Genomic DNA, 13,388 nt, shown 5'->3' on the forward strand with positions numbered 1-13,388 from the left:
GTCGCATCAATTATGGTGCGACTTTTATATAGCATAGTTAGTGGCTTAGCAGTAAAGGAATTCGAAAAATAGGAGCAATACCGATGGCAAAAACAGAGCAAATGTCTGGAAGAAAACGGGATGAACGAATTGCTGGATATGTTTTTTCATTGCCTGCAGTAGCATTACTGATAGCGTTTTTGGTTGTACCGATTATATATACGGTGTACTATTCAGTATTCCAGTATCAAGTTATGAGACCAAACGATATAACATTCATTGGTTTTGAAAACTATCATAAATTGATTACTGATTCTGACTTCTGGATTTCATTAAAAAATACTTTTTATTTCACTATTGTAGTTGTGCCAGTCCAATGTGCATTAGCATTGATATTGGCAATGCTAGTATCTAAAAAATTTAAAGGTGTAGCAATATTTAGAACTATGTATTTCAGTCCACAGTTGACATCTATGGTTGTAATTGCTGTTCTTTGGACTGTTTTATACAACTCTAATCCTAATACTGGATTAATTAATGCGTTATTATTAAATCTTGGTCTTGAACCAATTAACTTTTTGACCAATGAGAGAACAGCGATGAATTCAATCATCTTTATGTCTGCATGGCAAGGAGCAGGCTACCAGATGATGATCTTTCTTGCAGGATTGCAGGGCATTCCAAGAGATCAATACGAAGCTGCCTCAGTTGATGGTGCAACACCTTGGCAACAGTTTTGGTTTGTCACAATACCAAATCTTAAAGGAACAATTAAGTATGTCATTATGATTACTATGATTCAGGCGATGAAGCTATTCACACAGCCATATGTAATGACACAGGGAGGTCCAAGAAATTCCACCAAAACCATGGTGTATTATATCTACACCCAGGGATTTCAAAAAGGAAATTTTGGATATGCCTGTTCAGTTGCAGCTGTATTCTTTGTGATTGTTGTGGCAATGTCATTAATTTTGCAAAAAATAACATCAGAAGAATGAAAGGAGTAGCTTATGAAATCTTTAAAAGCACAGAAGGCACTTCAGAAAATTCTATTCTATGCTGGTAATACAATAATTGGAATTATCTTTGTTTCTCCTTTGATTTGGATGATTTCAGCATCGTTAAAACCAGAAGCAAAAATATTTGCTAACATGAATTCAATACAGACTTTTGTTCCTGAAGATGCAAGCTTTGATAACTTTATTGAGGTTTTTAGACGAGTTGATTTGATGAACGTGTTTGAGAACACTATCACATATATTTTGCTTATTTTAGTATTTGATTTATTAATCAATTCAATATGCGGATATGCATTGGCAAAATTTCGTTTCAAAGGAAGAAAGCTAATTCTTAGCTTTGTAGTTGCATTAATGGTAATGCCAATGGAGGCAATTTTGCTTCCAATGTACATTGAAATGTCACAGCTAGGTTGGGTAAATTCAATGCCAGCATTGGTAGTTCCATCAATTGCAAAATGCTTTTCAATATATATGTTTTACAACTTTTTCAAGGATATTCCTGATGATTTATTGGAAGCAGCTTCAATTGACGGTAGTTCACCAATCAGAACTTTCTTTAGCATTGTAATGCCTATATCAAAAACGGTATATGCTACAGTATTTATTTTGGATTTTGTGGCTCATTGGAATGATTTCATGTGGCCATTCTTAATAATGACAGGTAAGGAAAATCGCACTATACAGCTTGCAGTTCAGTCATTTTTTGGAACACAGCCTGTACATTATAGTGCTATCATGGCATCACTGGTATTATCTGCAATTCCTATGATAGTTATGTTCATATTTATGCAGAAATACTACGTTGAAGGTATAGCATCTTCGGGTATAAAAGGATAAAAAATAAATATAATAAAAGCAATAAATTAACTTGAAAATTTGCCCAAAAACAGATATCTTAAACTAAAATATCCAAATGAAAGGGTAAGAAATTATGGCGACAATTAGAGATGTTGCGCAAAAAGCTGGAGTAGGTGTAGCAACTGTATCTCGTGTACTTAGTGAAAATGGGTATGTAAAAGAGGAAACAAAGCAAAAGGTTATGGAGGCTATCCGTGAACTTAATTACACCCCAAATGAAATTGCTAGAAATTTATATTATAAAAGAACAGGTATAGTTGCAGTTATCATCCCTCAGATTTCTCATCCTTTTTTTGCAGAATTTGTTGATAAACTGGTAGTAGAGCTGCTCGCACATGATTATAAAGCTATGATTTGCAATACATGGTCAGAGGAAAGCTATGAGCTACAGTACTTTGATATGTTAAAACGCAATATGGTTGATGGTATAATCTGCGGTACTCACTCTGTTACTAATGAAGAATATTTTAATATCAATCGTCCTATTGTTGCTTTAGATCATACATTTGGTCGCGGTATACCATGCGTGTCAGTAGATCATAAGGAAGGTGGACGCCTTGCTGCCATGGAATTAATACAGGCTGGCTGTAAAAATGTACTACAGTTTCGTGGCTCCTCAAACATGGATTCACCAGCGTCATTAAGACACGACGTATTCGAAAAAATAATCCGTGAACACGGACTTGGTTATCAGGAAATTATTACAGATATGAATGATTTATCTGAAGCAACAGCAGAAAGAAATGCATATGAATTCTTCGAAAAATATCCTGATGTAGATGGCATATTTGGAACGGATTTAACGGTGATGTCTGCTATGAAAAGAGCTCATGAGCTGGGAATTGATATTCCAGGAAGGCTAAAAGTAGTAGGTTACGATGGAACAAAAATTAGTAGATTGGCTAGCCCTGGATTGACTACTGTATGTCAGCCTATTGATGATTTGGCCAAGCAATCAGTGAATATTATGATGGATTTAATAAACGGTAAAACTATTGACAGTAGTGATGTACATTTATCTGTTAGTTTACATCGTGATCAATCAACAGCTATTAACTAATCTGATTTAGGCAAATTTATAAAAACGATAATGGAGTTTTTATGAATAGTAAATCATTAATTAAGGCACGAGAGTATGAACTACATGAGGAGGCTAAAGTCAATGTAAGTGACAGAGCAGCCTTTCACCTTACTCCTAGAGTCGGATGGATGAATGATCCTAATGGATTCTCCTATTATAAGGGAAAGTACCATTTATTTTATCAGTATTATCCATATGATACTAGCTGGGGACCAATGCATTGGGGGCATGCATGCACAGAAGACTTTATTAAATGGGAATATTTGCCAGCCGCATTGGCGCCAGATCAAGAGTATGACGATTTTGGTTGTTGGTCTGGTAGTGCTGTAGAGTTAGATGACGGAACTCATGCATTGATGTACACAGGCGTAGTTGAGGATCCTCAAACAAAAGAATTTACCCAGACACAGTGCTTAGCTGTGGGAGATGGTATTGACTATATAAAGCTTGAAAAGAATCCTGTTATAGATGGTTCGTTGCTCCCAGAGGGTGGTAGCAGAGCGGATTTTAGAGATCCTAGAATCTGGTACGACAAGGACGATCAATTATATTATTTGGTCGTGGGAAATAGAACCGAGGATGGCAGCGGAGCCATCTTATTATTTCAAAGTCATGATGTGAAGCAATGGGAATATGTAACAACCTTGGATCGTAGTGATAATAAATATGGAAAAATGTGGGAATGCCCAGATTTCTTTTCGTTGGATGATACACAGGTTTTGTTAGTTTCACCTCAGGAAATGCGAGCTCAGAAATTAGAATTTCATAATGGAAATAATTCTATATGTCTTTTAGGTGGTTACAATAAAAAGAAACACAAATTTGAACGTGAGAGCGTTCAAAGCGTTGATCAGGGGCTTGATTTTTATGCTCCTCAAACGGTGGAGACACCTGATGGCAGAAGAATACTTATAGGCTGGATGCAATCTTGGGAATCAAGTAGAAATCAACCCCATGACAATAAGTTCTTTGGAACTATGTCAATACCAAGAGAGTTATCTATTAAAGATGGAAGGCTTTTGCAGAAGCCTGTTAAGGAATTAGAAAAGTATCGTGATAATCGAGTATCTTATCAAGGTGTGACATTCAAGGAGCCTATGCAATTGGACGGTATTAATGGGCGAATTCTTGATATGGATATTTGCTTACAAATGCCAGAGGCAACAACCAATGATGTGGTTACAATTGCCTTTGCAAAAGACCATGAAAATGAGACTATAATACAGTATTTTCCACACAGTGGATTATTACGATTTGATAGAAATAACTGTGGATTTGACTGCGACATTCTCAATGTAAGAGATGTTGAAACAACCCCTTATAAATTGAAGCTACGGATTCTATTAGACCGTTACAGTTCAGAAATCTTCCTCAATGAAGGTGAACGTGTGCTTACAAGTACCTTTTATACACCTATTCAAGCAACAGATATTACATTCCAGGCGACATCTGAAGCATATATGGATATTACTAAATGGGATTTGATGCTGTAACCAAAAATATAGTCATTTTCACTCTTCATAATTCTCATATATAAAGCAGAGGTGGAAATTCGCTAAAAAGTGAATTTCCACCTCTGTGTTTTTACTAAAAAAGATAGTACTAGTCTAAATTTATATAAAGATTTAGTTGACATATGCAACTAATGCGATTATCATTCATATTTAAAAGGAGGTTCGACTATGGATAAAGTAAAAGTTTTTCGAGAATATACCAGAGATCTGGAGCGTAATCTTGATAATTTGAACACTACGGATTGTTGCCAATGCTCAGTTACTACTTCTCAGTGCTTTCTTGTAGTTGAGATTGGACGTAGCCCGGGTATTTGCGTAAAAGAATTGGCGAGGATACTGAAACTTGATAAAAGTGCGGTAAGTAGGTCTGTTGAGGAACTTGTACAAAAAGGTTTTGTCATTCGAGAACCTTCTAAAACAGATCGTAGATGTGTTGTGCTTACTCTGACAAAAGAGGGAGAGGCTCGTTTTAATAAGATTGAGAATGACATGTATGAGAAGTTTAAAGATGTGTTCTCAAAAATCCCGAAGGATAAGCAAGATCAGGTTCTTGAGGCTTTAAAACTATATAATGAAGCATGCAATAAAGTGGAGGACAAATGTTGTGATTAGACAGATGATGGATAGTGACTGGGAAAGAGTATCAGAGATTTACAAGCAGGGAATGGAAGGCGGTACAGCAACCTTTAATACAGAGTGTCCTAGTTTCGAAGAATGGGATAAGGGACATATTAGGGATTGCAGATTTGTTTATGAGGACGAAGGAAAGGTAATCGGTTGGGTTGCAATCAGTCCAACATCAAGCAGAAGCGTTTATAAGGGCTGCGTTGAAATGAGCATTTATGTGGATCAAAAGTACAGGGGTCACGGCGTTGGAACTGCTCTTGTAAATGAGTTGATTAAGGGGTCAGAAAAAGCAGGATATTGGAGTATATATTCGGCAATAATCTCTATTAACAGGGCTAGCATAGCATTACATAAGAAGTGTGGTTTTAGAGAAATAGGATATAGAGAAAGAATCGCGAAGGACAGATTTGGAGAATGGCAGAATACAACCCTGATGGAGTATAGAGCTTCATAAGAAGGAGAGATATTATCATAATATGTAGATTAAATTAAGTGGAAGTTATTATGCAGAAAATTAATTAGAAGGAGATAACAAGAATTGGGAACTTTTGATGTAAAAGAATGTAATGATATTGAGGTGGCAAAAGCATTATTCATTGAGTATTCTCAGATAAAAGGTGCCGAAGGATGCTTTGTTTCTTTTGATAAAGAATTGGCCGATTTAAATAATTTTTACAAGGGTGGAGCAATTCTCATTGGTTATGAAAATGGTAAACCTGTAGGCTGTATAGCTATAAAAAAAGTAGATGTCACAACCTGCGAAGGAAAACGATTGTTTATTAAACCAGAGTATCGTGGGAAAGGGTATGCAAGAGTTCTACTTAATTCCATGATAGAAAAGTCGCGAATGCTTGGGTATGACCAACTGACATTTACTACTAAACCAGAAGTAATGAAAACAGCCTATGAATTATATAAGCGTATGGAGTTTGAGGAATTAGGCTGTGAAAATGGAACGGTATCTATGAGAATAGTATTATAGGGCTTAATATAATCAAATATAAAAACATTGAAAAATCGTTGTTTGTAGGAGTGACACAATGCTTACAGATATACCATGATTTTACAAAGGTTACTGCAAAAAATGTGGTAGCCTTTTTTAGTTGACAGGAACGGAAAAATAGTATCTTGTTGTGACTATTGTAACTACAACGAAAATGATTTAAGATAGAGTCGATGGAGGTGTCAGAATGCAGATTTCAAGCAGATTTACAATAGCGGTTCATGTGCTTATAGCAATTGAAACATTTAAGAATGACCATAAAATCACCAGTGAATTTCTTGCGTCCAGCGCAAATGTAAATCCGACGGTAATCAGAAGACTCTTGCAGCAGCTGAAGAAGGCGGAGATTGTAACAGTGAAGCGGGGAAGCGGCGGTGCCGATATAGAGAAATCCTTGACGGAGATAACGCTTCTGGATGTTTACAATGCCGTGGAGCCTGTCGAAAATGGACAGTTGTTTCATTTCCATGAGAATCCGAATGAGTTATGCCCTGTGGGACGGAACATTCACAGGATCATGGATCACAGGCTTGAAGAAATACAGAATGCCATGGAAGATAAAATGCGGCGAATAACCATAGCTGATGTAATGGCGGATGCGAACAAGCTGATAGAATCTTAAAAAGTTTTGTTGTAACACTTGACATCACAACGTGGCAGTGGTACACTTCCGTTGTATCAATCAATATCACAACAAATGGAGGTATCAGAAATGTCTAACTATAGTAAGGTAAGTGTTGCAAACGATCCGAGAACTGAACTTCATGATCAGCTGGGACTTACAGGGGCTGAGATCAGCATCAACCATCTTCCGGCAGGTGCGAGTGTTCCTTTTGTTCATTATCATAAGACCAATGAAGAGATTTACATCATTCTTTCCGGCAAGGGAAAAGCGGTAGTTGACGGTGAGGATATAGAGCTTTCTGCCGGTGATATCGTGCGTATTGCGCCGGATGGAAAAAGACAGTTCTTCGCGGCAGATGATTCTGAGATCAGCTATGCCTGTATCCAGGTGAAGGCAGGTTCTCTTGAAGCGTATACCGCCGACGATGCAGTAATCGAGTAAGTATGAGTTTTAAAGTTGTGGGCATTTCTGCAAGCAGATGTCCATAACTTTTTATGTGGAGAGCTATGAGTATTTGTATTAAAGATCAGATTCAGAACATGAATCTTGTCATAGGGTGCACTGTTGGATGTCCGTACTGCTATGCCAGAAACAATACGAGGCGTTATCACATCATAGATGATTTTGAAAAGCCACAGTTTTTTCAAGGCAAGCTTCGTATGATGGAAAAGAAAAAACCGCAGAATTTTCTGCTGACAGGCATGAGCGATCTCTCGGGCTGGCATGAGGAATGGAGAGAGGAAGTCTTTAAAAAGATAGCAGAGAATCCTCAGCACCAGTTTATTTTTCTTACCAAACGACCGGATCTTCTGTCTTTTGAAACAGATCTTGATAATGCGTGGTTTGGCGTTACTGTTACGAGAAAGTCTGAGTTATGGCGTATTGATGCACTTCGGAGCAATGTGAAGGCAAAAAAATATCATGTTACCTTTGAGCCCTTGTTCGATGATCCGGGTAGGGTTAATCTTACAGGCATTGACTGGATTGTGGTGGGAACCATGACAGGTGCAAAGAGCAGGACTGTTAAAACAGATTCCGGGTGGGTTTATTCATTGACAGAACAGGCTCATGAACTGAACATTCCTGTATTCTGGAAAGAAGATCTTGTTCCGATTATGGGAGAAGAAATGATACAGGAAATGCCGGATGCTTTTAACAAAGTGCTGGAGGAACAGAGAATATGGAACAAACAGAAATCAAAGTAAATCATATAGAAACAAAAAGTGTAATGACAAAATCGAATACTCCTATTGGAGGATATTCGGTGAATCCCTATGTGGGGTGTCCCCATGCCTGTAAATACTGCTACGCATCTTTTATGAAACGCTTTACAGGGCATACGGAGGAATGGGGAACCTTCATGGATGTGAAAGACTGGCCTAAAATAAAGAATCCAAAGAAGTATGCCGGCCAGAAGGTGATTATTGGAACAGTTACGGATGGTTATAATCCGCTAGAGGAAACATATAAAAATACAAGAAGACTTCTGGAGGAACTAAAGGACAGTGGTGCGGACATACTTATCTGCACAAAGTCAGACCTTGTACTAAGAGATCTGGATCTGCTAAAAGAGATCAATGAAAATAGCAGACTTACAGTATCATGGTCAATCAATACTCTCGATGAAGAGTTTAAAGATGATATGGATGCGGCAGTAAGCATAGAAAGAAGGCTTGCTGCAATGAAAGAGGTATATGCGGCAGGCATTCGTACAATTTGCTTCATTTCACCCGTGTTCCCAGGGATTACCGATATAGAAGCAATCATAGACAGGACAAAAGATCAGTGTGACCTTGTATGGCTTGAGAATCTGAATCTTCGCGGAGGTTTTAAGGCAGATATCATGAAATACATTTCCGATAAACATCCGGATTTGGTGCCGCTGTATGACGAAATTTATAACAAAAAGAACCGCAGCTATTTTGAAGCACTGGAAAAGGAAGCAGAAGAGCTGGCTAAAAAGTATGATTGCAGGTTTGTTGATAATGAAACTCCGTATGAGAGAGTAGAGAAAGGACATCCAACAATCGTAGATTACTTTTACCACGAAGAAGTAAGAGGAACTTCCAATAGTGGAAAGAGAAATGTAATACATAATCCTTAATGGAAGAAAAACCGGAAGTTAATCGCACAAATTCAAGTTTGTCTAACTAAATAAACATACTATAAGGAGCTGGTTTAGCTCCTTTATTTATGCATATTATTTCCAGAACTAAATGTAACAGTAATGTATGTTTTGCTTTTACCTCTATAATGTTGCATTAAGTTTAAGAAATTTGCATTTACATTAAAAAGTTACTTATCATTTAACGATACCACTTGATAAAAATCGCAGAAGAGAGTAAAATGTATCTATCGGTTAAATATCTGTTTATCCGATAGATAGTATTGAAAAAGCCCGAAAACACGGCCTTTCTATCTATCCCCTGTTTTTTCAAATTTTTGGGAGGATTTACAATATGGGTAAAGATTCACAGTTCTATAAAGACAAAACAAAGAATCAAAAAATCAAATTACGTGAGTTAATCTCACAGCTTCCTAAGTGTGCTGCTGATTATATTTATTCTAAGGAACATACAACTCAGCCTAGCACCTTAATTTCATATTCCTATGATCTATTAACTTTTTTTCGATTTTTAGGAGCCTCCAACCCTACAATTGATGGTTCAAACCTCAAAAAAATTGATTACGGCGTTTTAAATAAAATTACAGCTGATGATATTATTGAGTACCAACGTTACTTAGAATTAAATGTTGTAGGTGAACAACACGAAAATGATAAAAAAGCAATCGCTCGTAAAATGTCCCCATTACGTGGTATGTTCAAGTATCACTATACCAGACACAATATTGACGATGATCCAACGGCTACAGTTGAATTGCCAAAGCTCAAAAAAGACAAAAACATCATTAGAATGAACAATTATGAGGTTCAAGCAATTCTAGACGCCATTGATAACGGAACCGCCTATACATCTGAGCGTCAACGCATGTATAATCAAAAAACACGTGGCCGCGACCTTGCAATCCTTACTTTGATGCTAAATACAGGAATCCGTGTCAGTGAATGTAATGGCCTGGATTTAAATGATGTAGATTTCCATGTTAATTCTTTAACAATCGTTCGAAAGGGAGGCGGACAGGACGTTATCTACTTCAATCAGGAGGTTGCAGACGTTCTAAAAGACTATATAAATGGCGAACGCCAATATATAAATCCTGTAGAAGGCCATGAAACTGCTCTCTTCTATTCCCTTCAAGGAAAAAGAATTAGTGTAGATGCAATTGAAAATCTTGTTAAGAAATACGCCAAAATAGTGGTTCCAAACAAAAAAATCACGCCTCATAAGCTACGAAGCACCTATGGCACTGCCCTCTATCGTGAAACCGGCGATATCAGGCTTGTAGCTGATGTACTAGGCCACGAAAATATTAATACAACTATCGACTACTATGCTGCTATTGAAGATGAGCACAAACGACAGGCCCGTAACGCAGTAGATTTCCGAAGAAAAGATACATAAAAAAAGGTATAGGAATTTCCTATACCATTTTTCTATATTTATTAAGTAAATCTTCAAAATAAGCAGGCAACGGAGCATCTACTTCAACATATTCTCCAGTAGTAGGCTGTATGAAGCCAATTGTCTGTGCATGAAGAGTTTGCCCCTGAAGATTCTTAACTGGCTTTCCATAAACATCATCCCCAAGCAAAGGATGGCCTATATGAGCCATGTGAACACGAATCTGATGAGTCCTTCCAGTTTCCAGCTTAAACTGTACATAAGAATAGCCTTTATATTGCTCTAAAACCTTGAAATGAGTGATTGCCTTTCGACCATCGCTTACTACAGCCATTTTCTTTCTATCTTTTGGATTTCGGCCAATTCTAGCATTTACAGTGCCTTCGTCCTCTTTAAAATTCCCAATAACGATTCCCTTATATATACGATTAACTGAATGCACTTTAATTTGAGCAGCAATATCATTATGAGCTTTATCGTTTTTGCATACTAAAAGAGACCCTGTAGTATTCATATCTATTCTATGTACAATTCCTGGACGGATTTCTCCATTAATTCCAGATAATGAATCTTTGCAATGATACATAAGCGCATTGACAAGTGTACCAGAATAATGACCTGGAGCTGGATGCACAACCATTCCCTTAGGCTTATTAACAACAATTACATCCTGATCCTCGTAAAGGATTTCAATAGGTATATCCTCTGGCACAATATCAATCTCTTTTACCGGCTCTATACTTACAACAATATCGTCACCAAGTTTGGTCTGATATTTAGATTTTACCTGTTTTCCATTAACTAAAACAAAGCCACTATCAATAGCTTTTTGATAGTAGCTTCGTGATTTCTCAGGTAATGCTTGAGCTAAATATTTATCTATTCTGACTCCACAATCTGCAGAATCCTCAATTGATAAAGTAAATTCATCCATTCTTTGTAATCTTTAATCCTTTTTTAATATCATCTAAATCTTCATCTGTATAATACCACATAATAAGAATTAACAGTAAAATAACAGAAACTGTAACGTAGCAATCTGCAACATTAAATACAGGAAAATTGATAAGGGAAAAATAAATAAAATCAACAACATAATTATTCATGATTCTATCGATATAATTGCCTATAGCACCTGCAATCAAAAACACAATAATATAATCTAAAGCCTGGTATTTCTTAGTCTGAGGCATCTTTACCAAAATATAGCAAAGAGCCACAAGAAGAATCGGTGTAATAATTGCAAATACAATCTGCTTTCCCTCTAAAATAGAAAAAGCCGCACCTGTATTCTCCAAATAATGTAGCTGCAATACATTTGGAATAAGAATTATATCTGCTTTATTCATAAGATGTCTCACAGCCAAAACTTTAGTAAACTGATCAAGAGCAATAAGTAAAACTGTAAGTATTAAACTATAAAGCAATGAAACTGATTTTTTATATTTGTAAAACATTAAACTAGCACCTTATCTATAGCCCAAAGCAAATCTTCATCGGAAAAATCCAAATATGAATCGGCCTGACCTACCGCCTTTAATATAGTAAATTTAATCTTGTTCCCAGTCATTTTTTTATCTGACTTGGTAGCTGCAAGAACTTCTGTCGGATTCAAACCATCTACACTAACAGGAATATCAAACTCCTTCAAAGTCTCAATAATATCAGAAACCTCATCATCCGATATGTGAGATAATTTGTTAGATAAATAAATTGCTGAGACCATTCCAAGTCCAACACACTGTCCGTGTCCCAATGTAAAATTCTTAAGCTTCTCAATAGCATGGCCAATGGTGTGACCAAAATTTAGGTACGCTCTGATACCTTTTTCCTTTGGATCAATTTCAACAACATGGCCTTTTATTCCACAGCACTTCCTAACAGCATATGCCAAGGCATCATAATTGCGCTCTTTTAACAAAGTAGAATTAGCCTTAAGCCAATTATAGAAATCCTGATCAGCAATAAGAGCACTCTTAACAACTTCACCCATACCACAAATAAAGTTATTATCATCCAGTGTATTTAAAGAACCAATATTCATATAAACAAGCTTGGGCATATAGAACGCACCAACCATGTTTTTATATTGGTTGAAGTCAACTCCTGTTTTGCCGCCTACAGAACTATCAACCTGGGAAAGCAATGTAGTAGGAACTTGAATAAAATCAATGCCTCTTAAAAAAGTAGCCGCAGCAAAGCCAGTTAAATCACCAACAACACCGCCACCCAAAGCAACAAGCAGGGAGTTTCTGGTAAATTTATAATTTATTAAATGCTGATATAACAAATTAACAATACTAAGATTCTTAGATTCTTCTCCTGCATCAAAGCTAAATGAGTATACTTCTGAACCAGTATTCTTAAATCCTGATATAATTTCAGATAAATATAGCTTAGCTACATTGGAATCTGTAACAATACAAATCTTATCGTATTGATGGTTTACTTCTGAGTTAAATACATTTATTAAATCAGAAAAATCTGGTCTAAATACAATTTTATAACATGGCTTGTTCTCGTAATTGATTAGTAATTCTTGAAGCATTTTATTCTCCCGTAATGATCAAAAGCAAGTCAACATAAGTCAAAAGAAAAAAGCACCAGATAATCTGGTGCTTAAAATTTAAAAGCCTGTTTGAATTCCTGTAAAGTCAAAGGCATCAACGATTCCTGCTAAATCACCAGATAGCTCAACTCCTGCAGGTGTGATAATGAAGATGTAATCTTCGATTCTCTGAAGGTTACCATCGATTGCATAACATGTACCGCATGTGAAATCAATGATACGCTGAGCAACTCCTAAATCCAAACCTTTCATATTAAGTAAAACGGTTCTATCAGCTAAAAGTGTCTCAGAAATCTCTCTGGCATCCTCGAATGAAGATGGCTTAATAACACAAACCTCCATAACAGTTCCTTTCCCTTTATTTCTCATAGGTGTAATCTTTGGAGCTGGTTTAGCAGCTCTAGTCTCTTTTTCAGAAGGCTTGTTCAAAACTGGACGTCTTTCTTCGTCTGAATTCTTTCCGAATTTGTTGAAGAAGGATTTATCCTCTTCCTCATCATATAATTCATCATCATCATAATCGTCGTAGTCGTCACTAAGATGCATCGCGTCAAGCATTCTTTCAAACATAACATACTCCTCTTTA

At 36.6% G+C, this 13,388-nt stretch carries 16 protein-coding genes; 12 read left to right on the forward strand and 4 right to left on the reverse strand.

Annotated features, from left to right (window positions below; all coding sequences use genetic code 11):
• The first annotated feature begins 83 nt into the window (after positions 1 to 83).
• From BM102_RS03450 to BM102_RS03505, 12 genes are all read left to right on the forward strand, one after another.
• A complete protein-coding gene (locus tag BM102_RS03450) occupies positions 84 to 980 on the forward strand; it encodes a carbohydrate ABC transporter permease (RefSeq protein WP_090478941.1) in 897 nt (298 codons plus the stop codon).
• Positions 981 to 992: 12 nt separating this feature from the next.
• Positions 993 to 1,838: a carbohydrate ABC transporter permease gene (locus BM102_RS03455; protein ID WP_090478943.1), complete on the forward strand. Its 846-nt coding sequence runs from the start codon at positions 993 to 995 to the stop codon at positions 1,836 to 1,838.
• Positions 1,839 to 1,932: 94 nt separating this feature from the next.
• The gene (locus BM102_RS03460) at positions 1,933 to 2,919 is read left to right on the forward strand and encodes a LacI family DNA-binding transcriptional regulator (RefSeq protein WP_090478945.1); all 987 of its coding nucleotides are present in this window, start codon (positions 1,933 to 1,935) and stop codon (positions 2,917 to 2,919) included.
• 41 nt (positions 2,920 to 2,960) lie between these two features.
• A complete protein-coding gene (locus BM102_RS03465) occupies positions 2,961 to 4,433 on the forward strand; it encodes a glycoside hydrolase family 32 protein (RefSeq protein ID WP_090478948.1) in 1,473 nt (490 codons plus the stop codon).
• 189 nt (positions 4,434 to 4,622) lie between these two features.
• On the forward strand, positions 4,623 to 5,066 hold the full coding sequence (locus BM102_RS03470) for a MarR family winged helix-turn-helix transcriptional regulator (RefSeq protein WP_090478951.1): 444 nt from the start codon (positions 4,623 to 4,625) through the stop codon (positions 5,064 to 5,066).
• Positions 5,059 to 5,535: a GNAT family N-acetyltransferase gene (locus BM102_RS03475; protein WP_330388577.1), complete on the forward strand. Its 477-nt coding sequence runs from the start codon at positions 5,059 to 5,061 to the stop codon at positions 5,533 to 5,535. Before BM102_RS03470 ends, BM102_RS03475 begins: the two co-directional genes overlap by 8 nt.
• A gap of 84 nt (positions 5,536 to 5,619) precedes the next feature.
• Positions 5,620 to 6,063, forward strand: coding sequence for a GNAT family N-acetyltransferase (locus BM102_RS03480; RefSeq protein WP_090478953.1), 444 nt, complete (start codon positions 5,620 to 5,622; stop codon positions 6,061 to 6,063).
• 208 nt (positions 6,064 to 6,271) lie between these two features.
• Positions 6,272 to 6,706 (forward strand): Rrf2 family transcriptional regulator, encoded by a 435-nt coding sequence (locus tag BM102_RS03485; protein WP_027424699.1) that lies wholly within the window; start codon positions 6,272 to 6,274, stop codon positions 6,704 to 6,706.
• A gap of 90 nt (positions 6,707 to 6,796) precedes the next feature.
• Positions 6,797 to 7,150 carry a cupin domain-containing protein gene (locus BM102_RS03490; RefSeq protein WP_027424698.1) on the forward strand — a complete coding sequence of 118 codons (354 nt, stop codon included), beginning with the start codon at positions 6,797 to 6,799 and terminating at the stop codon, positions 7,148 to 7,150.
• A gap of 65 nt (positions 7,151 to 7,215) precedes the next feature.
• Positions 7,216 to 7,914: a radical SAM mobile pair protein A gene (locus BM102_RS03495; RefSeq protein ID WP_090478956.1), complete on the forward strand. Its 699-nt coding sequence runs from the start codon at positions 7,216 to 7,218 to the stop codon at positions 7,912 to 7,914.
• Positions 7,890 to 8,813, forward strand: a complete 924-nt coding sequence (locus BM102_RS03500) for a radical SAM mobile pair protein B (protein WP_090478959.1) — start codon at positions 7,890 to 7,892, stop codon at positions 8,811 to 8,813. Before BM102_RS03495 ends, BM102_RS03500 begins: the two co-directional genes overlap by 25 nt.
• 355 nt (positions 8,814 to 9,168) lie before the next feature.
• Entirely contained in the window at positions 9,169 to 10,233 is a 1,065-nt protein-coding gene (locus tag BM102_RS03505; RefSeq protein ID WP_090478961.1) for a tyrosine-type recombinase/integrase, read from the forward strand.
• A gap of 19 nt (positions 10,234 to 10,252) precedes the next feature.
• Here BM102_RS03505 and BM102_RS03510 read toward each other — a convergent pair whose 3' ends face one another.
• The 4 genes from BM102_RS03510 to BM102_RS03525 all read right to left on the reverse strand — a co-directional run bounded on the left by BM102_RS03510 (position 10,253) and on the right by BM102_RS03525 (position 13,372).
• Positions 10,253 to 11,167, reverse strand: coding sequence for an RluA family pseudouridine synthase (locus BM102_RS03510; protein WP_090478964.1), 915 nt, complete (start codon positions 11,165 to 11,167; stop codon positions 10,253 to 10,255).
• Positions 11,160 to 11,690 carry a signal peptidase II gene (gene lspA, locus BM102_RS03515; RefSeq protein WP_044934390.1) on the reverse strand — a complete coding sequence of 177 codons (531 nt, stop codon included), beginning with the start codon at positions 11,688 to 11,690 and terminating at the stop codon, positions 11,160 to 11,162. The genes BM102_RS03510 and lspA overlap by 8 nt, the downstream gene beginning before the upstream one ends.
• Positions 11,690 to 12,781: a 3-dehydroquinate synthase gene (gene aroB, locus BM102_RS03520; protein WP_090478967.1), complete on the reverse strand. Its 1,092-nt coding sequence runs from the start codon at positions 12,779 to 12,781 to the stop codon at positions 11,690 to 11,692. The genes lspA and aroB overlap by 1 nt, the downstream gene beginning before the upstream one ends.
• Positions 12,782 to 12,859: 78 nt before the next feature.
• Complete coding sequence (locus tag BM102_RS03525) at positions 12,860 to 13,372, reverse strand: cell division protein SepF (RefSeq protein ID WP_033154092.1); 513 nt, start codon at positions 13,370 to 13,372, stop codon at positions 12,860 to 12,862.
• Positions 13,373 to 13,388: the final 16 nt, after the last annotated feature.

It is taken from the genome of Pseudobutyrivibrio sp. JW11 (assembly GCF_900115355.1).
GTDB lineage: Bacteria > Bacillota > Clostridia > Lachnospirales > Lachnospiraceae > Pseudobutyrivibrio > Pseudobutyrivibrio ruminis.